Genomic DNA, 23781 nt, shown 5'->3' on the forward strand with positions numbered 1-23781 from the left:
AAGAATGCGGTGGGCTTTTTAGGGTTGCTGCGCAACCCAGCGGGAGCAAGCTCCCTCGCCACAATGATTTATTGGCAGATAGCGTTGGTGTGAAGAGGAAACACCAGTCGAAACTCAGTGAAACTTTCAGGCAGGCTGCTGACTTCAGCCCGCCCCTGATGCAGCATCATGATCGACCGCACAATCGCCAGCCCCAGCCCGGTGCCACCTTCGGAGCGGGCGCGGCTGCTGTCGACGCGGTAGAAGCGTTCGAACAGGTTCGGCAGGTGTTGCGCTTCAATCCCCGGGCCGGAATTGCCCACCGACAGCGATACTTGCTCGGTGTGAGTCTCTACCTGCAACGAAATATTGGAGGCTGGTGGACTATGACGAATGGCATTGGACAGCAAATTGGAAATCGCCCGCTGAATCATCAAACGGTCGCCATGCACGAAGGCATCGCCGTCGAGGCTCAAGGTCAATTGCTTGTCTTCGGCACTCAACGCAAACAGCTCCATCACCCGGCGTGCTTCAGCGGCCAGGGACACCGGCGCAAACGAAACCCGCGCCGCAGGGTGGCTGACCTGCGCCAGGAACAGCATGTCGGAGACAATCCGCGCCAAGCGTTCCATCTCTTCAGTGCTGGATTCCAGCACCGCTTTGTACTCCTGCGGCGGGCGCTCCCGGGACAACGTCACCTGGGCCTTGCCCATCAAATTGGTCAGCGGCGCGCGCAGCTCATGGGCCAGGTCATCGGAGAACTGCGACAGCTGCTGCACGCCGCCGTCCAGGCGCTGCAACATGAAGTTGATGCCTTGCGCCAACTCGCCCAGCTCCTTGGGCAAGTTATCCACAGCCAGGCGGTGGGTCAGGTCCTGCGTGGTGACTTTTGCGGCGACGCGGCTGAACTGCTGCAGCGGCGCCAGCCCGCGTTGCACCACCCACCAGGCGCCGATGCCGATCAGCAGCAACAGCAGCGGCAGGGCGATCACGGTGGAACGCAGGTAGGCGCTGAGCAGCGCCTGATCGTCCCTGCGATCCAGCGATAACAGGACCCGCACGCGCTCGCCACTGGCCAGGCGCATCAGGCTGGAGGCACTGAGTACTTGATTGCCGTTGCCGTCGTCCCAGTTCAGGTAACCGAGGTTCTGGGACGGGGCGAAGTCGGTCAGCAACGGTTCCTGGGGCTTGGCGCCGATGCTGAGCAGCACCACTTCATTGGGCGCAGTGCCAACGATGGTCAGGTAGAAATTATCGTGCCCCATCACCAGGTCCATCAGCGAGTGCGGGCGGGCTTGGATGTCGCGGGTGTCCAGGCCGAGGGCGAGGCTGTGCTGGATCTGTTCCATCTTGCTTTCCAGGCCCTTGCGCGCCAGTTTCTCCAGCTCGTGGGTCAGCGCCAGGTACGCCAACGTTGCGAGCAACACCACCAGGCCGGCGCCCATCAGGCTCACCGTCAGCCCAAGGCGCATCGACAGGCTGCTGGCTTTCATTGACGGGCCTCCAGCACATAACCCACGCCGCGAATGGTGTGGATCAGCTTGACGTCACTCTGGTCATCGACCTTGGCCCGCAAGCGGCTGATGGAGACTTCCACCACGTTGGTGTCGCAGTCGAAATTCATGTCCCAGACCAGGGAAATAATCTGCGTGCGGGTCAATACTTCGCCGGACTGGCGCATCAGCACGTGCAGCAGTGCAAATTCCTTGGTGGTCAGGTCGATACGTCGGGTGCCTCGGTACGCGCGGTGGCGGCGTGGGTCAAGTTCAAGGTCCGACACCTGGAACACTTCCGGCACCGGTATGTGCTCACTGCGACGCAGCAGGGTGCGCACCCGGGCGAGCAACTCCGGAAACTCGAAGGGTTTGACCAGGTAATCATCGGCGCCCATGTCCAGGCCCTTGATCTTGTCGGCCAACCGGCCACGGGCCGTCAGCATCATTACCCGCTGGCTGCTGTCGCGGCGCAATTGCTCAAGCACTTCCCAGCCATCCTTGGCCGGCAGATTGACGTCGAGAATCACCAGTTCATAAGCGTGTTGCGCGGCCAGGTGCAGGCCGTCCACGCCGCTGGCTGCACAGTCGACCACGTAACCGCTTTCGGTCAGGCCCTGCTGCAGGTAGGCGGCGGTTTTTTGCTCGTCCTCAACCACAAGGATACGCATGGGGAATTTACCTTTTATTGATAGAGAGAGACTGTGATTCGGATTTTCCGAAGCCTGAAGGCTGAAGTAACTACAGGGTCAACCGGGCAGTTTGTGACTGCTTGTTGCGCTGCAAAACCGGCAGGCAAAAAAAACGCCCCATGCGGGGCGTAAAAAATTCATCTCTTTCCAAAGGAGCTACACAAAAGCTTCAGAGATGAATGTGCTCGGTGTGCGCCGTTCAGATCGACTGCTTCTGTGCGTCGGCGGGCGCGGTCTCGGCCACGGACTGTTCGCCGTGGACCTGCTGCTGTTGCTGGCGGAACTCGGCGAGGAACTGCCGGGAACGGTCGGCACCGTCGTCGGCCAATGCGAGGCTGGAAGTGGCGCCGAGAAAACTGATCAATAACAAGTGCGATGGCTTCATGACGTGTCTCCAAATAAGGCGTGTGCCGTTAGTTGTAGCCAGTATAAGAAGCGCAACTTAACGAGAAGGTGAGGCGCATATTACAGTTCTGACAGGCTTCAAATTGTGAACAGATGTTATTCAATTGTAGGAGCGAGCTTACTCGCGAAAGTCGTTAACGATAACGCGGGGCTTCTGGTTTAACGCAGCGCTCTCAGGTTCTTCGCGAGCAAGCTCGCTCCTACAAAGGGCGTCGTTTAGAGAATTGCCAATGGATATTCGACAATCAGCCGAACTTCTTCCAGGTCCGACTCAAAGGCACTTGAACGAACCGTCGCCTGGCGCAGCCGCAGCGACAGGTCTTTCAAGTTGCCGCCCTGCACCACGTACTTGGCCTCGATATCCCGCTCCCAGCGGCGTTGATCGGTCAACGGGTCGCCGGCCGCGTCACGGCGCATGTACACCGCATTGGCGTTGCTGTAGTCGGCGCCGGTGCCCTTGCCGTAGCGGGTCATGAACGACAGGCCGGGGATGCCGAAGGCCTGCATGTCGAGGTTATAGGCGAGCATCCACGAGCGTTCCTTGGGCGAGTTGAAGTCGCTGTACTGGATCGAGTTGTTGAGGAAGATCGAGTCCGACATGCGCAGGTAGTCAAAGTCGTCATCACCGTTGTTGCGCTGGTGGGACAACGCCAGGCTGTGGGCGCCCACCTTGACCCCGACCCTGGCGCTCCAGATGTTGTTATCGAACTCGCCCAGGCGTTTCTTGCCCTCGTCCACCGCCTTGTAATAGTTGAAGTCGCCAAAGAGCGACACATCATCGTTCAGCGGGTAGCTGGCGGCGCTGCCGAAGTAGTACTGGTCCCAGGCATCCTTCAGGCGGCTGGTGTACAGGCTGACGCTGAGGTGTTTGTTTACTTGATATTCGCCACCGGCGTAGCCGATCCAGGGCGAGTCCACCTTGCCCGCATAAAACGTCGCAAAGCCTTTATCCATGCCGCTCTGGGTGGGCTGGCTCATGCCGCTCAAATGCCCGGCCTGCAGGCTCAGGCCTTCAACACTGGTGTTTTGCGCGGTGACGCCACGGAAACTTTCCGGCAACACCCGCGAGTCGCCATAGGCCACCACCGGGGTCAGCGGGAATACATCACCGGCCTTGATCACGGTATCCAGCAGGCGCAGTTTTACCGCGCCGCCGAGCTTGCTGTAGCCGTCCTCCGGGTGGTTGTCGCTGTCTACCGGCAGCACGCCGAACGAGCCCTTGCCACCGCTGCGGCCGGTGCCGGAGTCGAGTTTCAGGCCATACATCGCAAACGCGTCCAGGCCGAAACCTACCGTGCCTTGGGTAAAACCGGATTCGAATTTGCCGATAAACCCTTGGGCCCAGGCTTCCGAGTAGCCATTGCCGGTGGGGCTGGACTGGCCCTTGCGATCGTCACGGTTGAAGTAGAAGTTGCGGGCCAGCACGTTCAACGTGCTGCCTTCGATAAACCCTTCAAGTTTATCTTCCGCGGCCATGCTTGAAAGCGGGGTAAGCCCCGCGAGTGCGGCAATCATGGAAAGCGAAAGTGTGCGGTGATTACTCATGTAGCGCTCCTCGGTAGTGGCAGCTATTAGCTTCTTATCGATGGGGCATTCTTGTTTTAGTGGTGCCCGCGCAGATAGTTGCAAACACGAGATAACGACGAGGTGGCGCACAGATTACAATTTTGGAATTTCAACAAGACATAACGGATAAGTAATCTTTCGGTGAACTTTGCGACAGGCTTAGTTAGTTACTCTTGCTCTGACTTTCAATCAATGAAATCAGACGAGGACGCCCTCATGAACACCCTGAAAACCACTGTCGCTGCATTGGCCCTGATCTTTTCCGTCGGCGCGATGGCTGAAGGCGGCGGTGATCGCACCTTCGCCCAGATGCTGCAAAACAACGAGCAAGCCATGGCCGCCTATGCCGCGAAAAAAGGCAAGGCGGTACCCGTGGTCCAGGACTATCGCTACGGCATGAAGCTGGACATTGCCAAGGTGGTCAACGTCACGCCGCCGATCCGTTCGTGCAACGCGGTACCGTCGCGCATGACCTATGAAGATTCCACCGGCAAGCTCAACACGCTCCAGTACCAGGTCATGGGCATCTGCCGTAACAACGGCAGTTGAGGGGCCGCGAAAATATAGTTGAGCAATGCGCTAAAGCGCTCTTCAGAAAGCGCCAGCAGCGCCGATGCAGGTCAGACCCACGTCCTTACTTGCCCACCGGTGCCTCCATGTTCAACACCCGTCTCAAGCAGGAGCTGTCCGCTCTTCGCGAAGAATTGTCCAGCCTGCAGCAAGTCAGAGAGAGCCTGGAAAGTGAAATGATGACCCTGACCCTGGATCCCGAAGGGCGCATCGAGTCGGTCAATGCCATCTTTCTTCAGGAGATGGCGTACCAGACAGGCCAACTGCAAGGCCGCTTGATCGAAGACCTGGTACCGGCGCACGTCAAGCAGGACGCGTTTCAACTGCGCTTCAAAAACGCCCTGGTGCGTGGCGAACATTTCGCCGGCACGGTGCGCCTGACGCGGGGCAATGGCAACGAGGCGTGGCTGCGTTCCATCGTGCAACCGGTGCGCAGCAGCGACGGGCGTATCAAGCATATTTCGATGTTTTCCAGCGACCTGACCCGCACCATCGAGGCCTCCCGCGAGCACGAAAACCTGATCACCGCGCTGGTGCGCTCTACGGCGGTGATCGAGTTCGACCTGAACGGTAATGTGCTGACGGCCAACGACCGTTTCCTCAACGGCATGGGATACAGCCTGGCGCAAATCCAGGGCAAACATCACCGGATATTTTGCGAACCGCAGGACGCCAACAGCGTCGAGTACCAGCAGTTCTGGAAGCGTCTGAACGCCGGCGAATTCGTCGCCGGCCGCTTCAAACGTGTAGACAGCCACGGGCGGGTGGTGTGGCTGGAGGCCTCGTATAACCCGGTACTCGACGCCAATGAGCGGCTGTACAAAGTGGTCAAGTTCGCCACGGTGATCACCGACCAGATCAACCAGGAACAGGCCGTGGCCGAAGCGGCCAACATCGCCTACAGCACCTCGCTGCAAACCGATAGCAGTGCCCAGCGCGGTACCACTGTGGTCACCCAGGCGGTGGACGTGATGCGCGACTTGGCCAAACACATGCAACAGGCAGGCGAGGGCATTGAAGCGCTGAACGCCCAGTCCCAGGTGATTGGCAGCATCGTCAAGACCATCAGCGGCATCGCCGAACAGACCAACCTGCTGGCGCTCAACGCCGCCATCGAAGCCGCCCGCGCCGGTGAGCAAGGCCGTGGTTTTGCGGTGGTGGCCGATGAGGTTCGGCAACTGGCTTCGCGTACCAGCAAGGCCACTGAAGAAATCGTTGGCGTGGTGCGCCAGAACCAGGACATGGCCCGCGATGCAGTGGCGCTGATGACCGATGGCCGCCTGCAAGCCGAGCAAGGCCTGGCGTTGGCGGCCGAGGCGGGCACGGTGATCGTCGAGATCCAGGACGGTGCCCAAAAGGTGGTCAGCGCGGTGGGGCAGTTTGCCAATCAACTAAGCAGCTAGCCACCGGGGTTCGTGCTTGAGGTATCGTAGGTTTTTTTTTCGAGCCTTTCGTCCATGAGCCCTAACCATCGCCGTCCCGTCCCGCTGTCCAAGGCCTACCGCTTGCTCAACCACGGCCCGACCGTGCTGGTCAGCGCTGCGCACAACGGCCAGCGCAACATCATGGCGGCGGCCTGGGCCATGCCGCTGGATTTCGAACCGCCCAAAGTCGCCGTCGTACTCGACAAGGCCACCTGGACCCGGCAACTGCTGGAAAGCGCCGGCACCTTCGTGCTCAACGTGCCGTGCGCGGCCCAAGCCGATATTGTGCAGACCGTAGGCAACACCACCGGCAGCGAGACGGACAAGTTCGCGGCGTATGGCTTGCAGGCGTTCAGCGGCGAACACACCGAAGCACCGATGCTCGAAGGTTGCGTGGCGTGGCTGGAGTGCCGGTTGCTGCCGGAGCCGCATAACCAGCAGACCTACGACTTGTTCCTCGCCGAAGTGGTGGCGGCCGAAGCGGATGAGCGGGTGTTCAGCGACGGTCGTTGGCATTTCGAAGGGCACGATGCGCTGCGTACCTTGCACCATGTGGCGGGTGGGCATTTCCTGACGATCGGTAAGCCCATTGATGGGCGACAGCTTTAAGCCCAGTGCCTAATTCTTCCGGTAAAGCCTGGTTTTGTGGCGAGGGAGCTTGCTCCCGCTGGAGCGCGAAGCGGTCCCATTGTTTCCTGCCAATACACTTGGTCGGTAGATATACGACTGCTGCGCAGCCGAGCGGGAGCAAGCTCCCTCGTCACAAAGGTTGTGTTACCACTGGGTTTTGCTGAGCGCTTCGGCAAACGCCATCAACTTCGGTGAGTACTGCCGCGATGGCGGATACACCAGGGATATCGCTCGACTGCGCCCGGCAAAATCCTCCAGCAAGGGCACCAGGCGCCCGGCGGTCAGGTCCTCCCGCACTGCAAAATCCATCACCTGGGCGATGCCAAACCCGCCCAGTGCGCCGTCCACCAGCGCATCGCCAATATCAAAGATCAGCCGTCCCTCGACGCTCACGTCCTGCACCTTGCCCTCCAGCATGAACTGCCAGTCCACCAGTCGGCTGGTGCGCAGGTTACGTACGGTCAGGCAGTTGTGGTCTCTCAGTTCATCGACGGTTTGCGGTGTGCCAAAACGCGCGAGATAAGCCGGGGCGGCAACGGTGACCCAGCGCAGCGGCGGCAGTGCCCGGGCGATCAGGCGTTGGTCCTGGATATCGCCGGTGCGCAGCAAGGCATCAAAACCTTCGTCGACGATGTCCACCAGGCGATCAGTCATCACTGCTTCGATACGCAGTTCGGGGTATTGCAAAGTCAGTTCGCCGATCACCGGCATCACCACTTTGCGGCCAAACAACGATGGCGTGCTGATCTTCAGCAACCCCGAGGGTGAAGCGCGGCGGTCGAGCATCTGTCGTTCGGCTTCGGCCAGTTCAGCCAGCAACGGCGCGCTGCGTTCATACAGCATCTGGCCGTCGGGTGTGAGGCTGACGCTGCGAGTGTTGCGTTGCAGCAGGCGTACGCCCAACTGGTTTTCCAGGCGGGAAATGGCGCGAGACAAGCCCGATTGGGTTAACCCCAAGTCTCCTGCAGCCCGGGTGAAACTGCGGGTTTCGGCGACCCGCACCAGTAGGCGAACAGCGTTCAGATCCATGATTAAATTCATTACTGAAAGAGTGATAAGGCTATTTATCATCTGTTGGGCATGAAAGACACTGGCGCCTCTCACTTTTTGGCAGGACGCTGTGATGTCTTTATCTCGACCCTCAGGCTGGATGCTGTTGCTGCTGGCGACCGCGCAACTGATCATCGCCCTCGACGCGACCATCGTGTTTGTCGCGCTGCCGCAGATCGGCAACCACCTGGGTTTTTCCGCCCAGCAATTGCAGTGGGTGGTCAGCGCCTACAGCGTGGCGTTCGGCGGCTTCCTGTTGCTGGGCGGTCGCGCCGCAGACCTGCTGGGCAAGCGGCGCTTGTACATTCTCGGCCAGTCTCTGTATGCGCTGTCTTCCCTGGCGGCGGTGCTCGGCGGCAGCGCGTTGTTGCTGGTGCTGGCCCGGGCGGTACAGGGCGTGGGTGGGGCGCTGTTGTTCCCGGCCACGCTGGCGCTGATCAACACCCACTACGCCGAAGGGCCGGCGCGTAATCGTGCATTTGCGGTGTGGAGCGCGGCCTCGGCAGCGGGCCTGGCATTGGGCGCGTTGCTCGGCGGCGTGCTGACCCAGGCCTGGGGCTGGGAAGCGGTATTCCTGGTGAACGTGCCGCTGGCCGGCGCCTGCGCCCTGGCGGCGCGTTACTGGATTCCCGCCGATGGCGAGCGGGCCTGTGGGCGCAACTTTGACATCAGCGGCGCGTTGACCGTGACGGTAGGCGGCACGCTGCTGGTGTTCTCCCTGGTGCAGGGGCCGGAGTGGGGCTGGGCGGCGCCGTCGACCCTGGGTTGCATGGCCTTGGCGCTGGCGCTGCTCGGGTTGTTTGCCTGGATCGAACACCGAGGGCGCGATCCCCTGATGCCGCTGCGGTTGTTGGGCTATCGGGAGTTGCGCATGGCCATGGTGTTGACGGCGGTGTTCATGAGCAGCTTTGGCGTGCAGTACTACTTTCTGGCGGTGTATTACCAGCAGGTCTACGGCTATAGCGTGTTGCAGGCGGGCTTGGCATTTTTGCCGGCGACCCTGGTGTGCACCGGCGGTATCTGGCTGGCGGAGCGTTCGTTGGCACGCCTGGGATTGCGCACCACCTTGGTCAGCGGCCAGTTGGCGGGTGCGGTGGGCATCGCCCTGGTGTGCCTGGCATTGCCGACGGGGGCGGGGTTCTGGTCATTGCTGCCGGGGATTTTCATCTTGAGCATCGGCCAGGGCATGACCTGGACGGCGATGTGGGTGGCCGCCGGTTTGGGCATCCGGCCGGGAGAGCAAGGTGTGGCGGCGGGCATGGCGTCCACCAGCCAGCAGATTGGCGGCGCATTGGGGTTGGCGTTGCTGGTGTCGCTGGCGAATGCCGGCGGGTCGACGGGTGCGGCGCAGGCGGGCGGGATTGAACTGGCGTTGTGGTGGAGCGCGGCGATTGCCCTGGCGGGGGCGGTGCTGGCGTTGGCCCTTAAAGAACGAGCTCCAGCGTCGAATACGATTTCGGCAGCGACATAGTTCAAATGTGGGAGCGGGCTTGCTCGCGAAGGCGGTGGATCAGTCAATGCATTCAGTAGCTGACACACCGCATTCGCGAGCAAGCCCGCTCCCACAGGTTGATCGCATTTCAAGGCGGGATTTCAGCGCCCGAGCATCTTCACCCAGCGCGACGGCGGCATGCCGAAGGTGCTGCGAAACTGGCGGGTCATGTGACTCTGGTCGGTGAAACCGGCGGTCAGTGCCGCATCCACCAGTGACTGGCCCTGACCCAGCAAGCTGCGCACCAGGTCCAGGCGGCGCATGGTCAGGTAGCGATAGGGACTGGTCCCGAACAACAACCGAAAATCCCGCGACAGCGCCCAGCGGTCGCGGTTGGCGTGCTCCGCCATTTCATCGAGGGTGATCGGCCGGCCCAAGGCGCTGTGGATAAATTCCCGCGCGCGTTCGGCAGCGCGGTAGTCGAAAGTCTTGCGATTCACCGTGATCCCCGAGGCATTGTTCAGCGCCTGGGCCAGGTCGAACATTGCGTCCTGTTCCTGCAACGGATCAATCGGGCAATCCAGGCTTTGCAGCAACACTTCACTGGCGCGGTACAGCCACGGGTCGCTGGACAGCCCGCCGGGAATAAACGGTAACGGCTTGCCACCGAGCACTTGCTGGATCAGCGCCGGCTCCACGTAAATCATCCGGTATTTGAAACCTTCCTCGCTGCCGGCCCACCCGTCATGCACTTCATCGGGATGAATCACCATGGTCCGCCCCGGCAGGCTGTGGGTCATGCCGCCGCGATAGTGAAAACTCTGCACACCGAACAGGGTACGGCCGATGGCGTAGGTGTCGTGGCGATGAGGGTCGAAGCCAAACCCGGCAAAATACGCCTCGATACGCTCCAGGCCACTGGCGTGGGGCGCGCGGTGCAGCCAGTCGAGAGAGGGTTTGATCATGGTGTCAGTCGCAGGTCGGGACGCAAATACGTTACCCCAGTGTGACCGGGCTGTCTGCTGCGGTCTTGAACGATTGTGCCACTGCTGAAATTTCGGAGGGCAGTATCGGTTTTGTGTTCAGGTATCGTTAATCATTAAAAAATGATTGTTTTACAATAATTAATCGTTTATTTTTCCGCCTCAAATTTCTGAGAGGCTTCCCCATGAATTCCCAACGTCTTGCCCAGCTCAGCCAGCGCATGGCACTGCTTACCCTGTTGATGATTGTCGCCATACTGCTGCTCAATACCGCCGCGTGGCTTTACCCGCAACAAAGCGCTTCGTTCGGATTTGGTTTCGCCTTGAGTGGCAAACAAATCGAGGGGCGGGCGGAGATGGTGGCGGCTTTCCCTTGGTGGCAGACACTGGGCGGCGTCCTGCTCTCCAGCATTCCCTTGATGGCGCTGGTGTCCGGTTTGAATCATTTGCGCCAGCTGTTCCAGAACTATGCTCGTGGGGAGTATTTTTCCTGCGCCGCCGCGCAGCACTTGGGTAAAGTAGGCCGGGCCGTGGCACTGTGGGTGTTGCTGGATTTTCTGTGTGAGCCCTTGCTCAGTGTCTGGGTCACGATGAACGAGCCGGTTGGCCAGCGGCTGCTCACCTTGAGTTTTACTCCGCCCAGCATCGTGGCGCTGTTTCTCGCCGGCTGCATTTCGGTGATCGCGCGTATCCTGTGGCAGGCCAGTGAAGTGGATTCTGAAAACCGCACGTTTGTTTGAGAACAGCATGTCTATTGTGATTGAGTTGGACGTTATGCTCGCCCGGCGCAAGGTCAAGTCCAAGGACCTGGCCGCCGCCATTGGTATCACCGAACAAAACCTGTCATTGCTAAAGCAAGGCAAGGTCAAGGGCATACGGCTGGCCACCCTGGATGCAATCTGCAAGTATCTGGAGTGTCAGCCGGGCGACCTGCTGGTGCATGAACCCGAACCTGAGCTGTAAACGGCAAGGATCTTTAATTCCCTGAAGGATGGATCAACCGATGCTTTTCCCAAGCCTGCCGTACGCCGCGCCTCTTCTGTCGCTGGCCTTGCTCTGGACCGTCGCGGTCGTCACCCCCGGGCCGAACTTCTTCAACACGGCGCAATTGGCCGCCAGTTGCTCGCGCCGCCATGGCGTGGTGGCGTCCGCTGGCGTGGCCACCGGCACAGTGATGTGGGGCCTGGCCGGCGGCTTGGGGATCAAGTCATTGTTTACCGCAGCGCCGATGCTGTACCTGGCGTTCAAGATCATCGGTGGCTGCTACCTGATTTACCTGGGGTTGAAACTGTTCCGGCGCTCGGCGCCGGCCATGGCCCAGAACCTGTTGCCCGACGAACCTCGGCGCTCGCTGTTTTCCGCCTGGCGCCTGGGTTTATTGGGCAACCTGTCCAACCCCAAGGCGGCGCTGTTCGTCGCGACGATCTTTGCGTCCACTATGCCCCCATCACCGTCGCCGATGCTGCTGACCCTGGCTGTGATCACCATGGCGACGCTGTCATTCAGCTGGTATTCCTGCGTGGCGCTGGTGTTTTCCAGTGAACGGATGGCCAACGTCTACAGCCGCTCGCGCAAGTGGCTGGACCGGTTTGCCGGTGGTTGTTATGTGCTGTTCGGGGCTACGCTGGTAGCGAATCGCTGACGGCTCATGGTAAGAAGCCTTACTTTCAAACGTGAGGCCGATCATGAGCAAGCTGCGGGTAGGGATTATTTTTGGTGGCCGTTCGGCCGAGCATGAAGTGTCGCTGCAGTCGGCGCGCAACATCGTCGATGCGCTGGACCGTTCGCGCTTCGAGCCGATCCTGATCGGCATCGACAAGGCCGGCCACTGGCACCTCAACGACACCTCGGGCTTCCTGCTCAATGAAGAAAACCCGGCGCTGATCGCTCTCAATCAATCCAATCGTGAACTGGCGGTCGTGCCGGGCAAGGCCAGCCAGCAACTGGTGGAAACCGCCAGCCAGGCCTCGCTGGAACACGTCGATGTGATCTTTCCAATCGTCCACGGCACCCTCGGCGAAGACGGCTGCCTGCAAGGGCTGCTGCGCATGGCAGACCTGCCGTTTGTCGGCTCCGACGTGCTGGGCTCGGCCGTGTGCATGGACAAGGACATCAGCAAACGCCTGCTGCGCGATGCCGGGATTGCCGTGACGCCGTTCATCACCCTCAACCGCAGGAATGCGGCGCGTACCACCTTCGACCAAGCCCAACAGAAACTCGGATTGCCGATGTTCGTGAAACCGGCGAACCAGGGGTCGTCCGTGGGTGTGAGCAAGGTGGGCAGCGAGGCTGAATATCACGCTGCCGTAGAGCTGGCACTTGGGTTTGATGAAAAGGTGCTGGTGGAGTCGGCGGTAAAAGGCCGGGAAATCGAATGCGCCGTATTGGGCAACGAGAATCCCATCGCCAGCGGTTGTGGCGAGATCGTGGTGCGGGACGGGTTCTATTCCTACGACAGCAAATACATCGATGACCAGGCGGCCCAAGTGGTGGTGCCGGCGGATATCAGTGTTGAAGCCAGCGAGCGCATTCGTGCGTTGGCCATCGAAGCGTTTGAAACCCTGGGCTGCGCCGGGCTGGCGCGGGTGGATGTGTTCTTGACGGATGAGGGTGAGGTGCTGATCAACGAAATCAACTCGTTGCCCGGGTTCACCCGCATCAGCATGTACCCGAAGTTGTGGCAGGCGGCTGGCATGAGCTACAGCGAGCTGGTGAGCCGGTTGATCGAGCTGGCGCTGGAGCGGCATTCGGCGCGTAAGGGGTTGAAGATTAGCCGGTAGACCAGTAACGCCATCAGGCGTTACTGAGGACTTCTCGAAAAACGTCTGGCCTGATGGCTGCTATGTGCAGCAAGGAACGTGCCGCGCCGGAAGGAGAACGGCGCCCTTGCTCCCATTCTTGAAGCGTTCGTACAGAGACCCCCAGCAGTTCGGCAAACTTGGGCTGTGACAACCCGGTCTTGCTGCGCGCCTCAGCCGCTTGGGTAATTTCGACGTGATGGACGTGACCATGACGCCCTTCCTTGACGTCGATAACGGCAGCCAGCAATTCCTCGCCGATGTTGCGCTTGGCGTCACGTTCCTTCAGCTGTTTCTCAGTGAGTGGCATGGTTCATCTCCTTGGCGATTTTGTAGAGGACATGCGCGGGAATATTCTCGGTGGCACCTTTGGCATAAATCAGCAAGGCAACTAGTGCGCCGCACGCCAATTGCGTTGTGTAAATGATCCGTACTGAGCTGCTCTTGCCCCGGCCTTCCAAGCTCCAGCGTACTTTTCGGCAACCACCAGAACCTGGAATGACAGTACCTGAATCGGGGTGGTTGGCTAGAAAAGCCATAAAAATACCCCGTTCTTCTTCGGTCCAGTAATCGGGCCATAGCTTACTGAATAATGGTGACTCGATGATCGTTAACACGCAAAAATTCTACGTCTTTGACGTAGCCTCTGGCAAGAAGGGGCGGGGCCAGAAAATGTCAGCGGATGGAGGGGGATTCAAGAAACGTTGTTTCGCAAAAAATGACAGCCTACAGATTTTCTTAGGCTAATAGCTAAGAGAGCTGTGGGTGTCGTCCCATTACACGGCGCGAGCAATCCACGAATACAACAACGTCTTCCTTTCCGTACTGTCATGGGTCCTTCTGCGATAACTCGCAAACGCCGGCGAGGTGCAATACGTACACACCTCGCTCACCTCAACCTGCTCACGTTTTATCCCTGCCGCCTCCAGTAAGATCAGCGCATAACGGCTCAAATCAAACCACGCACTCAAATCCTGCCTCGGATCAGGCGGCGCAATCTGTGGCGCCAACAGCGGCCCCGGCTGCTCAAACGTCCACGGCGCATTTCCATCCCGCCACAAATTCCCCTGGCTCGCCTGCAACTGCGCCACAAACTCGCCACTCACCTCATAACAACAAGGCTTGATCGAAGGCCCAATCGCAATCCGCAACTGATCCAGCGCCACACCCTCGGCGGTAAACCTTTGCATGGCATTGGCGATGATCCCGCCTTGCAGTCCCTTCCAGCCGCCATGAATCGCTGCGACAAAGTCCCCGTTCTCCGAGGCCATCAGCAGCGGCAGGCAGTCGGCGGTGATCACCGCAATTGGCTGCGTATCCCGGCTGAAAACCCCATCGGCTTCAACCGTATTGGCTACCAGCTCCGGGCGCCATTCAAGGGTCGTGGCGCTGTGCACCTGCTTGCAGATGAACACCTCGTCAGGCCGCAATGGATCGTCAATCGAACAAAACCCATGATCGACGCCCACCAGGGCGCCGAGGTTATTTGCCTTGTGCACGCGCAGCTCTCCAATGAGTCAACTCAATCCCCCAGCGCTTCGCCTTCACGGCGTGGATCAGCCCCGCCGATCAACGACGCTTTGCCCTGCGCATCGCGCACCCGGACGATCGCCTGGGCGCCGCTGGTCATGTCGATTTCGCTCAGGGCGTGGCCTTTGTCCTTCAGCGCCTGTTTCAACGGTGCACTGAACAACCCGGCTTCCAGCTCGGTCGCGCCGTTGCGGCTGCCGAAGTTGGGCAGGCCGACGGCGGCTTGCGGGTCGAGGTTCCAGTCGAGCATGGCCACCAGGGACTTGCTCACATATTCGATGATCTGCGATCCGCCCGGGGAACCAACCGTGGCCACCAGCTCGCCGCTCTGGCGATCAAACACCAGCGTCGGCGCCATGGACGAACGCGGGCGTTTGCCCGGCTCGATCCGGTTGGCCACCGGCTGGCCGTTCTCTTCGGGAATGAAAGAGAAGTCGGTCATCTGGTTATTCAGCAAAAAGCCCTGGACCATCACATGGGAACCGAATGCCGCTTCCACCGTAGTGGTCATCGACACCGCGCCACCCACGTCATCCACTGCCACCACTTGCGAGGTGGAAATGCGCAGCGGCGAGCGATCCGGCGCGTAGGCCACTTCAATCCCGGCCGGCTTGCCCGGCTTGGCGACGCCCATGCTGCGTTCACCAATCAACGCGGCGCGGCTGGCCAGATAGTTCGGAGCGATCAGCCCGGCAACCGGCACCGGCACGTAGTCCGAATCGGCCACGTATTGGGCGCGGTCGGCGTAGGCCAGGCGGTCGGCCTCGGCGATCAGGTGCACCGCTTCGGGCACCGGCTCCAAGCCTGCCGGTGAGTCGCTCTTCACCGGCTTCAACGGCGCGAGGGCCATGCGCGGGTCGCGGGCTTCCAGAGCCTGCAACGTGCCGAGGATCTGCGCAATGGCAATCCCGCCCGACGACGGTGGTGGCATGCCGCAGACTTTCCAGCGCTTGTAGTCAGTGCACAACGGCGCCCGCTCAACCGCGTTGTAGCCCTTGAGGTCGGTCAGCGTCAGGCTGCCGGCGTTGCTGTTGCCCTGCACCTTGCGGGTGATCTCCTCTGCAATCGGGCCGAAGTACAGCGCGTCCGGCCCTTCCTTGGCGATGCGTTTGAAGACGTTGGCCAGCGCCGGGTTTTTCAGCAGTGTGCCCGTGGCCTTGGGGCTGCCGTCGGCGTTCAGAAAGTACGCGGTCATTTCCGGCGAGCGGGTGATGTAGCGGTCGGCGGCAATCAGGCTGTGCAGGCGTGCCGAGATCGGGAAGCCCTGTTCAGCCAGGCGAATGGCCGGCTCGAACAGCGTCGCCCATTGCAGGTGGCCGGTCTTCTTGTGGGCCATCTCCAGGGCGCGCAACACGCCCGGAGTTGCCACGGAACGCCCGCCAATCTGTGCATCGGGGAAGGCCATCGGCGTACCGTCGGCCTTCAGGAACAACCGCTCGGTAGCGCCCGCTGGTGCGGTTTCGCGACCGTCGTAGGCATGCACCTGCTTGCCGTCCCACAGCATGATGAACGCGCCGCCGCCGATCCCGGAGGACTGCGGCTCCACCAGGGTCAGCACGGCCTGCATGGCAATCGCGGCGTCGATGGCCGAGCCGCCCTTGCGCAAGATTTCCCGCCCGGCTTCGGCGGCCAGCGGGTTGGCGGCGGCGGCCATATGGCGCTCGGCGTGGCGGGTGCTCATGTCGGTGCGATAGCCCGAGCCGAGTTCCGGGGCGGGCGGCAGTTCAGGTGCGGTGGCACTGTGGCAAGCGGCGAGGGTGAGGGCGGCGGTGATCAGCGAGAGGGTGGTAAGGCGTTGGCGGTGGAAAATCGAAAGCACGCGATGACTCCGTTCATTTGAGAATGATCTGTTGTCCGTGTAGGGAATGTACCTCAGTGCTTTAGGAGAGGGGAGATTGATCTGTATTTGGTTGTGCGGTACAACTATATCTCTTCATTCGGGCAAGAGGTTTTTCCGTGAACCGTTCCAGGCCAGACCTTATCGATCAGATCCGCTGTGCCTCACGCCTCATGGTGCGGGAGCTGGGCTTCATGCAGCCGAGGTTGGCGGCCAGCAGTTATCCACCGTCATCAGTGCACACGATTGTTGAAATCGGCGAGCGTGGCGCACTGACAGCGGCTGAACTGGTCACCTTGCTGGGCCTGGAAAAATCGTCGGTGAGCCGCATGGTGCGCAAGCTGATCGAGGCGGGCGAGCTGGAAGAGTTTGCCAACGAGGACGATGCCCGCTCGAAAAAGCTGCGGCTCACCACACGAGGCCAGAAGACGTTACGCGACATCGAAACGTTTGCCCGGCGCCAAGTGGGCGAGGCGATTGGCGACTTGTCCAGCGAACAGCAACAGGCCGTCAGCCGTGGGCTTGATCAGTACGCCGCAGCCCTGCAAACCCAACGCACCGGCGTCCGACAGCCAAGGCACTACAGCATTGCCCGTGGCTACCGGCCTGGGGTGATTGGGCGCATCGCGCAGATGCACGCTGAGTACTACGCCAAACACGCCCATTTTGGCCAGCCGTTCGAAAGCCTGGTGGCGGCGGACATGGCCGAGTTGATGGGACGCCTGGCCAACCCTCGCAACGAAGTGTGGGCGGTACTGGATGGGCCGCAGATTGTGGGTTCGATTGCCATTGATGGCGAGGGCGAAAACGGCGAGGCGATCTTGCGCTGCTTCATCCTGGACCCGTCGGCTCACGGTCAGGGCCTAGGTAAACGGCTGCTGAAAGAGGCGCTGGATTTCTGTGACGAGCACCGGTTCCCGGCGGTGCGGCTGTGGACGTTCAAGGGCCTGGATGTGGCGCGCAAGCTTTATGAAAACGCGGGCTTTGTGCTGGAGTCCGAGCAGGAAGGGCAGCAGTGGGGCAAGTCGGTGGTGGAGCAGTGTTTTGTGCGGCACGCTATTTGACGCAACAGCGCCCCATGCCACGGGGCGCTGGCGCCTGGCCGGTTAAAAGTCCCAGCGCGTGGTGAGCATCACATTGCGCGGGGTGCCGTAATAGGCCGTGTTATAGAACCCGATGTTGGTGTAGTACTGCTTGTCGAACAGATTGTTGACGTTCAGCGTCGCGGAAAGGTGTTCGCTGACCTGGTACTTGGCCATCGCGTCCACCACCCAATACGCTTCCTGCGAGAACTCTTCGTTTTGCGCCTTGGGCCGGTTGTACACCACTTGCCAGCTTCTGCTCTGCCAGCGTGCGCCGCCGCCGAGGGTCAGGCGGTCCAGCGGGCCCTTGAGCTTGTACGAGGTGAAGAAGCTGAGCTGGTCTTCCGGCTCCCAGGTCGAAGCCTTGTCGCCATGTTCATCCCGCAGGATCTTGTGGGTGTAGCCGGCTTGGGCCTGCCAGCCCGGCGCCAGTTCGCCGGACATTTCGGCCTCGAAGCCTTTGGTCTTGGCCTTGATGCCTTTTTCGGCATAACCCAGGGACGGATTGGTAGGCGCGGCGTTGTATTCAGCGTCCGGCTCCGCGCGGTTGGTTTCATGCACTTCGAAGTAGGCCATGCTGGTGTTGAGCCGGCCCTCGAAGAACTCGCCCTTGAGGCCGGTCTCGTAGTTCTTGCCTTCATCCGGTTCCAGCAATTTGTTGTTGCGGTCGCGGCTGTAGCTCGACGGCATGAAGATGTCGGTGTAGCTGGCATACGCGGTGAAGTTGTCGTTCAGGTCATAGGTGACCCCGGCGTAGGGCACCAGCTTGCCGGTCTCGGTGGAGTCGTCGTCGCCGCGCAATGTGTAGTTGGCCACGCGGCTGCCGAGGAACAGGTTCAAGTCGTCCGTGAGGTTGAAACGTGCGGCCATGTAGCCGGCGGATTGCCGGGTGGTGGCATCGATGGTGCGGGTCGGCGCGCCCCAGTCTGGCTCCGGCACATTGCCGTCGAAATTCCAGAAATCAATCTGGTTGTTGCCGACATAAGTGGGGGCGCCGTAGTCTTTTCCGGTCCAGTGGGAGTTCGAGGCCGACGCGCCAATCACCAGTTCATGGGTACGGCCCAGCAGGCTGAACGGACCGCTGGCGTAGATATCGCCCGAGTCGGCGCGGGTATTGCCGGTGAACTTGTTCGCGTACAGGGACGAGAGTCCGGTGGCGGCGAACGGACCACTCATGATCGAGCCCAACGGCGCGTCGTAGCCCATGAGTTGATGGGTGTATTGGCCCTTGATCACCCAGCCATTGTCGAAGTTATGCTCGAGGGTGGAGAACGCGCTGCGGGAATACTGCTCCCAACGGCTCCACTTGGCGCCGTTGTTATAGGAGCGTTTCACGTCGATGCGGTTGCCGCTGCGGTCGAACAACGCCCGGCTACCGGACCAGCCCGAGCCCTGCGGGTCACTGTTCTGGTAATCGAAGCCGACGGTGAGCAGGGTGTCTTCGGTCATGTCAGCTTCCAGTGTGCCGAAGTACACATTGGTGTTGCGCTGGTAGTGGTCCATGAACGAGTGCTTGTCCTGATACGCCGCCACCGCGCGTCCACGCACGTTGCCGCTGTCGGTCAGCGGGCCACTCACGTCGATCTGGGAGCGATAGTTGTCCCAACTGCCGGCGCCGAGTTCCACGCTGGCCTTGAAGTCGCGGGTGGGCTTTTTGCGGATCAGGTTGATCGTCGCGCCGGGGGCGCCAGCGCCAGTCAGCAGCCCGGTGGCGCCCTTGAGAATTTCCACGCGGTCATAGATCGCCATGTCGGTCAGGGTCTGGCCGGACGAGTAGGCGGAGTTGCGCAGGGTAGGAATGCCGTCGTACTGGAAGTTCTCCACCGAGAAGCCGCGTGCGTAGTAGTTATTGCGCTCGCTGTCGAAGGTCGACACGGTGATGCCCGGCGTATGGCGCATCACGTCATCGATCGAGGTAAGCGCGAAGTCATCCATATGCTGGCGCGTGATCACGGTGATCGACTGCGGGGTTTCCCGTGGGGTCAGCACCATGCGCGTGGCGGTGGCGATGGTGCCCGGAGTATAGGAACGGCTGCCCTCCGTGATGGTGCCCAACTGGTTGGCAGTGATCTCTGTGGCGCCCAGCGACAGCGCGCCGCCGGCTACCGGCAGGCTTTCCAACTGATAGCCATCGGCATTGCCGGCTGCGGCAAAACCGGTGCCGGCCAGCACCTGCGCGAACCCGTCCGCCACGCTGTAGCTGCCGCGCACACCGGGGCTGTTCAACCCGGCCACCTGTTGCGACAGGAACGAAATCGGCACACCGGCGGCCTGGGCGAAGCGGGTCAGTACATCACCGAGTTTGCCGGGCGCGACGTCGAACGTCTGCACCTGCTGTTGCGCGTAAGCCAGGCCCGGCACCGCCAGCGGCAGGCAGCCAAGCAACAGTCGACTGGCCAGTAACAGGCCGCCGCGAGTGGGGGTTGAAGACATGTTATCGGTGCTCCTTTGGATGTTGGCCAAGGGAAGGACGCGGTAAAACCGAAAACACGCAACGAGGCGCAAAAATTATTCGGCGGGTACTTTCAAGCGCACACGGGTAAGCCACGGGGTGTAGGTGCTGACTTCAATCGGCAGGGTGCGCGTGAGCAGGCGCAACGCGCGGTCGCTGTCGTCCGTCGGCAGCATCACGGTCACCCGGATGCCTTGCAGCACCTTGCGATCGAACATCAGCACTCCCGGGCGATGCCGCGCCAGGCGCTCAAGCACATCCGCCAGCGGCTCGTCATTGGCCAGCAATTGATGGGCTGTCCAGGCTTGCTGCTGCGCCTGCACATCGACGCTTTTCGGCGTGCCCGGCCCGTTTGCATCCAGGCGCACTTGCTGGCCGGGGGCGAGGGTGATCGTGTGCCCGGCACTGTCGATGCGGGTGGAAGATTCGAGCATCTTGACCACCGTGGCGGTGTCGCTGAGTTCGACGATAAAGCGCGTACCCAGGGCGCGAATGCTGCCTTGCGGGGTGTCGACATAAAACGGCCGCTGGGCGTCCTTGGCCACTGTCACCAGTATCTCTCCGTGCAGCAGTCGCACGCGGCGCTGGGTGGCGTCCAAGTGCAGGTTCACGGCGGAGTTGCCTTCCAGTTGCAGGTCACTGCCGTCGGCCAGCAGCGTTTGGCGCCATTGGCCACGGTCCGTGCTCAGGTCGGCGAACAGATAGCCACGTTGCTCGTACTGGTACGCCGGCACGCCCGCTAGCAGCAGGGCCAGGGCGAGACACTTAACCAGCGTTGCCCCGTGGCGCGGCTGCCGGGCCCGGCGCAATGCGGCACGGGCCGGGGCTTGTTTGAGAGGCTGCAAGTGGCCCTGAAGGCGGGCAATGGCTTGGGGGTGCAGCGGGTCGGCGGCCAGCCAGGCGCGAAATGCTTGTTCGCTGGCGTCGTTGCCTTCGTGATCCAGCCGCACCAGCCATTCGGCAGCCTGGCGCAGCACAGCGTGGGGCAGAGGCTGGTTCATGGCTGGGCGCACGCATCGCACGCCAGCAAGGCTTCCACCAGGTCGTTCTGTACCGTGCGCACCGAAACCCCGAGGCGCTGGGCGATTTGCGCCTGGTCCAGGCCTTCGAGGTAACGCAGGATGAAGGTGTCGCGTATCCGCTTGTTCATGCGCGCCAAGGCCCGATCAATCGCTTCAAGCATTTGCGCGGCTTGCAGGATCTGCTCCGGTGAAGGCGCCTGTTCAAGGTACGCGGCGCAGCGTTCGAGCTCTTCGCGGTAGGCCTGTTCCAGGCGTCGGCGGCGGCCATTGTCCATCAGCAACCGGCGCGCGATGGTGGCCAGATAAGCCCGTGGCTCACCCGGTGCGACGTAAGTGCCCGATGCCAGCAAGCGTACGAAAGTGTCTTGCGCCACGTCGGCCGCCTGATGGGAGCAATGCACGCGACGCCGCAACCAGGTCAACAACCAGCCGTGGTAGCCGCGGTACAGCGCATCGAGCGTAGGAGCGTCGGTGGGCGAAGACAGCTTCATGAGAGAGAGTCGTAAGTGAGAATTAATCCCATTTTAGTGGTTTCAAACTTCGGGCTGCAATAGAAAGCCCGCATTGCGCGGGCTTTCGTGTCAGTGGCGGGTCAATCGTCGAGATTACCCATGGCCGTGGTATTGAAACCGCCGTCCACGTACATGATCTCCCCACTGATACCCGACGCCAGGTCCGAGCACAGGAAGGCGCCGGCGTTACCGACCTCTTCAATGGTGACGTTACGCCGCAGCGGCGTTTGCGCCTCGTTGGCGGCCAGCATCTTGCGGAAATTCTTGATGCCGGAAGCGGCGAGGGTGCGAATCGGACCGGCGGACACCGCGTTAACCCGCGTGCCTTCCGGGCCGAGGGAGCCGGCCAGATACCGCACGCCAGCCTCCAGCGAAGCCTTGGCCATCCCCATCACGTTGTAGTTGGGCATGGTGCGTTCTGCGCCCAGGTAAGACAGGGTCAACAGGCTGCCATTGCGGCCCTTCATCAACTCCCGACCGGCCTTGGCCAGGGCCACGAAGCTGTAGGCGCTGATGTCGTGGGCGATGCGAAAACCCTCGCGGGTGGTGGCGTCGGTAAAGTCCCCTTCCAACTGATCACCCGGGGCGAAACCCACGGAATGCACGATGCAGTCCAGGCCATCCCACTGCTTGCCCAGCTCGGCAAACACCTGGGCGATCTGCTCGTCACTGGCCACATCACACGGGAAACACAGCGCCGGGCTGGAACCCCAACCGGTGGCGAACTCTTCCACGCGGCCTTTCAATTTCTCGTTCTGATAGGTGAAGGCCAACTCGGCGCCCTCACGGTGCATGGCGGCGGCAATGCCCGACGCGATGGACAATTTGCTGGCGACGCCCACGATCAAAACGCGCTTTCCGGCGAGAAAACCCATGTGTAGCTCCTTTTTTCAGGTTGTTCGGCAGTGGTGGGATTTCGACGGCGGGGGGATATTGCGAGGCACATGGGCGGTTGGGGAGATACTTTTCAGGGTAGTGGCATTAAGCTATCCAGCACCTAGCCATCATGGCATTTAACAAGGTTTGAATTTATCTATGGGTCGTTCCTTTGCTTGGATCTTTCCGTTGTGCCTGGTGGCTGTTTTTGGTGCGGGTTGTTCTTCTCATAAAGGCCCGCCGCCGACCAAACCCAAGCCGGTCGTACTGACGGCAGACGACCACCATGCGAAGGTTATTTTCAAAATGCTCAGCACCGAATCGCAGGTGAGCTTCAGCGCTGGGCCCGTGGGGAATTTGAGCAGCGTGGGGGTTGTTTACAACGATTCCCTGGAGCAGCAGGCGCCGGCGTTTATCCGAGGGTTATACAAGGGCCTGGCCCATGGGCTCTATCGTGCCCGGCCGTTCAGGGAGACGTTGGTGCCCGCGGATCAGTTGACGATGGTGGAGGGCGTTGCGAACTGGCGTAATGATCACGGCACGTCGTACAGCCTGGAAAAATGCGGGCCGCTGTCGCGCAGCTTTCTGCCGAAAGCGAACAAGACCTATGTGGTGGAGTTTGATTTGCAGGGGTTCTCAGTGTGCAGCCAGAAGATTTATGACGTGACGGCGGAGGGGCAGAAGGAGTTGGTTGTGCCGGTAGAGATTTAATGGATTGACACGCCCTCATCCCGTTTTTCTGGAGTTTTTTATGCGTACTTTACCGCTGATGTTATTCGTTGCCGCCCTCCTGCTGAGTGGCTGCAGCATCCCCTACCAAACCCCTCAAGCCCGGGCCCAGATAGCGCAAGACCTGGGAGTTTCCGGCAGTGACATTATCGACATCTCCTATACCAACTTCTGCAGACTGAAGTACGGCGACGAAGCAATCTGCCATGCCGAGCAAGGGTTGGCGGTGCTGACCCGTAAAGGGCTGATCCTGAGCAAGTATCAAAGCAGCCGGTACGTGCCTTCCTACACACTGAAAACCGCTGAAGTGCTGTGCGGCCATACCGCCACCTCGCGGGAAGCGGCGGAAGCGCTGAACATGTTTACGGCGAACTCCAACTTTGTGTTGCTGCCGCTGGATGCAGACAAACACTGGAATGGAACGATGCATCGGGAGATGGTGGATTATTTGTTGGCCAATGGTCAGCCATTGTTGATCGGTGCTGGCGCGAAGGCGGTCAGGCCGAGCGGGAAGAAGATGTATGGCGGAGGGATGATTCCGGGGACAAAGATTCCGTACTTTACGGAGTTTGAGTATTCGGAATTGGTGAATCCTTGTCCGGGTGTGCGGCCTGGTGGGTAATTCCTAAGCATTTTCTGCGTTCTAGCGTTGATGGACAAACCGGCGATGTTGCTATATTAGATGTTCTTTCTGCTATTACATGACAAGCAAGGAGTAA

At 60.7% G+C, this 23781-nt stretch carries 24 protein-coding genes and 2 pseudogenes; 12 read left to right on the top strand and 14 right to left on the bottom strand.

The genetic code is table 11. The features are described 5' to 3' along the window. Positions 1-68 precede the first annotated feature (68 nt). The 4 genes from ACA046_RS04325 to ACA046_RS04340 all read right to left on the bottom strand — a co-directional run bounded on the left by ACA046_RS04325 (position 69) and on the right by ACA046_RS04340 (position 4114). A complete protein-coding gene (locus ACA046_RS04325; protein WP_459026035.1) occupies positions 69-1472 on the bottom strand; it encodes a heavy metal sensor histidine kinase in 1404 nt (467 codons plus the stop codon). Further along, positions 1469-2143: a heavy metal response regulator transcription factor gene (locus ACA046_RS04330; RefSeq protein WP_076014924.1), complete on the bottom strand. Its 675-nt coding sequence runs from the start codon at positions 2141-2143 to the stop codon at positions 1469-1471. The genes ACA046_RS04325 and ACA046_RS04330 overlap by 4 nt, the downstream gene beginning before the upstream one ends. Before the next feature lie 220 nt (positions 2144-2363). Beyond that, positions 2364-2549, bottom strand: a complete 186-nt coding sequence (locus tag ACA046_RS04335; RefSeq protein WP_076014925.1) for a hypothetical protein — start codon at positions 2547-2549, stop codon at positions 2364-2366. A gap of 236 nt (positions 2550-2785) precedes the next feature. Next, entirely contained in the window at positions 2786-4114 is a 1329-nt protein-coding gene (locus ACA046_RS04340; protein WP_459026039.1) for an OprD family porin, read from the bottom strand. Between the two features lie 237 nt (positions 4115-4351). Here ACA046_RS04340 and ACA046_RS04345 point away from each other — a divergent pair, with 237 nt between their 5' ends. From ACA046_RS04345 to ACA046_RS04360, 4 genes and pseudogenes are all read left to right on the top strand, one after another. Next, entirely contained in the window at positions 4352-4684 is a 333-nt protein-coding gene (locus ACA046_RS04345; RefSeq protein ID WP_459026041.1) for a DUF2790 domain-containing protein, read from the top strand. 107 nt (positions 4685-4791) lie between these two features. Further along, positions 4792-5568: pseudogene (locus ACA046_RS04350) on the top strand (PAS domain-containing protein); the annotation flags it as partial. A gap of 108 nt (positions 5569-5676) precedes the next feature. Further along, a pseudogene (locus ACA046_RS04355) lies at positions 5677-6108 on the top strand (methyl-accepting chemotaxis protein); the annotation flags it as partial. A gap of 54 nt (positions 6109-6162) precedes the next feature. Beyond that, the gene (locus ACA046_RS04360) at positions 6163-6738 is read left to right on the top strand and encodes a flavin reductase family protein (protein WP_497675964.1); all 576 of its coding nucleotides are present in this window, start codon (positions 6163-6165) and stop codon (positions 6736-6738) included. 165 nt (positions 6739-6903) lie between these two features. On the opposite strand, the gene ACA046_RS04365 is transcribed toward ACA046_RS04360, so the two are convergent. Beyond that, positions 6904-7788 carry a LysR family transcriptional regulator gene (locus ACA046_RS04365; RefSeq protein WP_459026045.1) on the bottom strand — a complete coding sequence of 295 codons (885 nt, stop codon included), beginning with the start codon at positions 7786-7788 and terminating at the stop codon, positions 6904-6906. A gap of 121 nt (positions 7789-7909) precedes the next feature. Here ACA046_RS04365 and ACA046_RS04370 point away from each other — a divergent pair, with 121 nt between their 5' ends. Continuing rightward, a complete protein-coding gene (locus ACA046_RS04370; protein ID WP_497677042.1) occupies positions 7910-9280 on the top strand; it encodes an MFS transporter in 1371 nt (456 codons plus the stop codon). A 122-nt stretch (positions 9281-9402) separates the two neighbouring features. Here the strand turns inward: ACA046_RS04370 and ACA046_RS04375 are convergent, their stop codons facing one another. Further along, positions 9403-10206, bottom strand: a complete 804-nt coding sequence (locus ACA046_RS04375; RefSeq protein ID WP_459026047.1) for an AraC family transcriptional regulator — start codon at positions 10204-10206, stop codon at positions 9403-9405. 203 nt (positions 10207-10409) lie between these two features. Between ACA046_RS04375 and ACA046_RS04380 the strand changes: the two genes are divergently transcribed. The 4 genes from ACA046_RS04380 to ddlA are packed head-to-tail and all read left to right on the top strand — an operon-like array spanning position 10410 to position 13004. After that, positions 10410-10964: a DUF2975 domain-containing protein gene (locus tag ACA046_RS04380; RefSeq protein WP_459026049.1), complete on the top strand. Its 555-nt coding sequence runs from the start codon at positions 10410-10412 to the stop codon at positions 10962-10964. 7 nt (positions 10965-10971) lie between these two features. Then, positions 10972-11187 (top strand): helix-turn-helix domain-containing protein, encoded by a 216-nt coding sequence (locus ACA046_RS04385; RefSeq protein ID WP_010177071.1) that lies wholly within the window; start codon positions 10972-10974, stop codon positions 11185-11187. A gap of 40 nt (positions 11188-11227) precedes the next feature. Beyond that, positions 11228-11866: a LysE family transporter gene (locus ACA046_RS04390; RefSeq protein ID WP_076014934.1), complete on the top strand. Its 639-nt coding sequence runs from the start codon at positions 11228-11230 to the stop codon at positions 11864-11866. A gap of 43 nt (positions 11867-11909) precedes the next feature. After that, a complete protein-coding gene (ddlA, locus tag ACA046_RS04395) occupies positions 11910-13004 on the top strand; it encodes a D-alanine--D-alanine ligase (protein ID WP_497675965.1) in 1095 nt (364 codons plus the stop codon). 13 nt (positions 13005-13017) lie between these two features. On the opposite strand, the gene ACA046_RS04400 is transcribed toward ddlA, so the two are convergent. From ACA046_RS04400 to ggt, 4 genes are all read right to left on the bottom strand, one after another. After that, a complete protein-coding gene (locus tag ACA046_RS04400; protein ID WP_017478621.1) occupies positions 13018-13332 on the bottom strand; it encodes a helix-turn-helix domain-containing protein in 315 nt (104 codons plus the stop codon). After that, on the bottom strand, positions 13319-13639 hold the full coding sequence (locus tag ACA046_RS04405) for a transcriptional regulator (protein ID WP_497675966.1): 321 nt from the start codon (positions 13637-13639) through the stop codon (positions 13319-13321). The genes ACA046_RS04400 and ACA046_RS04405 overlap by 14 nt, the downstream gene beginning before the upstream one ends. Positions 13640-13798: 159 nt before the next feature. Then, positions 13799-14521 (bottom strand): purine nucleoside phosphorylase YfiH/LACC1 family protein, encoded by a 723-nt coding sequence (locus ACA046_RS04410; RefSeq protein ID WP_497675967.1) that lies wholly within the window; start codon positions 14519-14521, stop codon positions 13799-13801. A 23-nt stretch (positions 14522-14544) separates the two neighbouring features. Next, on the bottom strand, positions 14545-16371 hold the full coding sequence (gene ggt / locus ACA046_RS04415; protein ID WP_497675968.1) for a gamma-glutamyltransferase: 1827 nt from the start codon (positions 16369-16371) through the stop codon (positions 14545-14547). A 191-nt stretch (positions 16372-16562) separates the two neighbouring features. On the opposite strand from ggt, the gene ACA046_RS04420 reads away from it, so the two are divergent. After that, positions 16563-17453, top strand: a complete 891-nt coding sequence (locus ACA046_RS04420) for a bifunctional helix-turn-helix transcriptional regulator/GNAT family N-acetyltransferase (RefSeq protein WP_497677043.1) — start codon at positions 16563-16565, stop codon at positions 17451-17453. Positions 17454-17495: 42 nt separating this feature from the next. Here the strand turns inward: ACA046_RS04420 and ACA046_RS04425 are convergent, their stop codons facing one another. The 4 genes from ACA046_RS04425 to fabI form a co-directional block, all read right to left on the bottom strand. Continuing rightward, positions 17496-19904: a TonB-dependent siderophore receptor gene (locus tag ACA046_RS04425; RefSeq protein ID WP_497675969.1), complete on the bottom strand. Its 2409-nt coding sequence runs from the start codon at positions 19902-19904 to the stop codon at positions 17496-17498. A gap of 75 nt (positions 19905-19979) precedes the next feature. Beyond that, positions 19980-20924 carry a FecR family protein gene (locus tag ACA046_RS04430; protein WP_497675970.1) on the bottom strand — a complete coding sequence of 315 codons (945 nt, stop codon included), beginning with the start codon at positions 20922-20924 and terminating at the stop codon, positions 19980-19982. Continuing rightward, entirely contained in the window at positions 20921-21436 is a 516-nt protein-coding gene (locus ACA046_RS04435; RefSeq protein ID WP_087693776.1) for a sigma-70 family RNA polymerase sigma factor, read from the bottom strand. Before ACA046_RS04435 ends, ACA046_RS04430 begins: the two co-directional genes overlap by 4 nt. Before the next feature lie 101 nt (positions 21437-21537). Further along, positions 21538-22332 carry an enoyl-ACP reductase FabI gene (gene fabI / locus ACA046_RS04440; protein WP_497675971.1) on the bottom strand — a complete coding sequence of 265 codons (795 nt, stop codon included), beginning with the start codon at positions 22330-22332 and terminating at the stop codon, positions 21538-21540. 160 nt (positions 22333-22492) lie between these two features. On the opposite strand from fabI, the gene ACA046_RS04445 reads away from it, so the two are divergent. After that, on the top strand, positions 22493-23044 hold the full coding sequence (locus ACA046_RS04445) for a hypothetical protein (RefSeq protein WP_003217838.1): 552 nt from the start codon (positions 22493-22495) through the stop codon (positions 23042-23044). A 40-nt stretch (positions 23045-23084) separates the two neighbouring features. Continuing rightward, complete coding sequence (locus tag ACA046_RS04450) at positions 23085-23684, top strand: hypothetical protein (protein WP_003217840.1); 600 nt, start codon at positions 23085-23087, stop codon at positions 23682-23684. Positions 23685-23781: the final 97 nt, after the last annotated feature.

It is taken from the genome of Pseudomonas sp. LBUM1641 (assembly GCF_059716235.1).

Coding starts and splice junctions, on each gene's coding strand:
- fabI (WP_497675971.1), bottom strand. CDS start 22,332: ATGGGTTTTCTCGCCGGAAAGCGCGTTTTGATCGTGGGCGTCGCCAGC.
- ACA046_RS04425 (WP_497675969.1), bottom strand. CDS start 19,904: ATGTCTTCAACCCCCACTCGCGGCGGCCTGTTACTGGCCAGTCGACTG.
- ACA046_RS04375 (WP_459026047.1), bottom strand. CDS start 10,206: ATGATCAAACCCTCTCTCGACTGGCTGCACCGCGCGCCCCACGCCAGT.
- ACA046_RS04445 (WP_003217838.1), top strand. CDS start 22,493: ATGGGTCGTTCCTTTGCTTGGATCTTTCCGTTGTGCCTGGTGGCTGTT.
- ACA046_RS04365 (WP_459026045.1), bottom strand. CDS start 7,788: ATGGATCTGAACGCTGTTCGCCTACTGGTGCGGGTCGCCGAAACCCGC.
- ACA046_RS04420 (WP_497677043.1), top strand. CDS start 16,563: ATGGTGCGGGAGCTGGGCTTCATGCAGCCGAGGTTGGCGGCCAGCAGT.
- ACA046_RS04380 (WP_459026049.1), top strand. CDS start 10,410: ATGAATTCCCAACGTCTTGCCCAGCTCAGCCAGCGCATGGCACTGCTT.
- ACA046_RS04330 (WP_076014924.1), bottom strand. CDS start 2,143: ATGCGTATCCTTGTGGTTGAGGACGAGCAAAAAACCGCCGCCTACCTG.
- ACA046_RS04345 (WP_459026041.1), top strand. CDS start 4,352: ATGAACACCCTGAAAACCACTGTCGCTGCATTGGCCCTGATCTTTTCC.
- ACA046_RS04390 (WP_076014934.1), top strand. CDS start 11,228: ATGCTTTTCCCAAGCCTGCCGTACGCCGCGCCTCTTCTGTCGCTGGCC.
- ACA046_RS04430 (WP_497675970.1), bottom strand. CDS start 20,924: ATGAACCAGCCTCTGCCCCACGCTGTGCTGCGCCAGGCTGCCGAATGG.
- ACA046_RS04325 (WP_459026035.1), bottom strand. CDS start 1,472: ATGAAAGCCAGCAGCCTGTCGATGCGCCTTGGGCTGACGGTGAGCCTG.
- ACA046_RS04335 (WP_076014925.1), bottom strand. CDS start 2,549: ATGAAGCCATCGCACTTGTTATTGATCAGTTTTCTCGGCGCCACTTCC.
- ddlA (WP_497675965.1), top strand. CDS start 11,910: ATGAGCAAGCTGCGGGTAGGGATTATTTTTGGTGGCCGTTCGGCCGAG.
- ACA046_RS04340 (WP_459026039.1), bottom strand. CDS start 4,114: ATGAGTAATCACCGCACACTTTCGCTTTCCATGATTGCCGCACTCGCG.
- ACA046_RS04435 (WP_087693776.1), bottom strand. CDS start 21,436: ATGAAGCTGTCTTCGCCCACCGACGCTCCTACGCTCGATGCGCTGTAC.
- ACA046_RS04450 (WP_003217840.1), top strand. CDS start 23,085: ATGCGTACTTTACCGCTGATGTTATTCGTTGCCGCCCTCCTGCTGAGT.
- ACA046_RS04360 (WP_497675964.1), top strand. CDS start 6,163: ATGAGCCCTAACCATCGCCGTCCCGTCCCGCTGTCCAAGGCCTACCGC.
- ACA046_RS04370 (WP_497677042.1), top strand. CDS start 7,910: ATGCTGTTGCTGCTGGCGACCGCGCAACTGATCATCGCCCTCGACGCG.
- ACA046_RS04400 (WP_017478621.1), bottom strand. CDS start 13,332: ATGCCACTCACTGAGAAACAGCTGAAGGAACGTGACGCCAAGCGCAAC.
- ACA046_RS04385 (WP_010177071.1), top strand. CDS start 10,972: ATGTCTATTGTGATTGAGTTGGACGTTATGCTCGCCCGGCGCAAGGTC.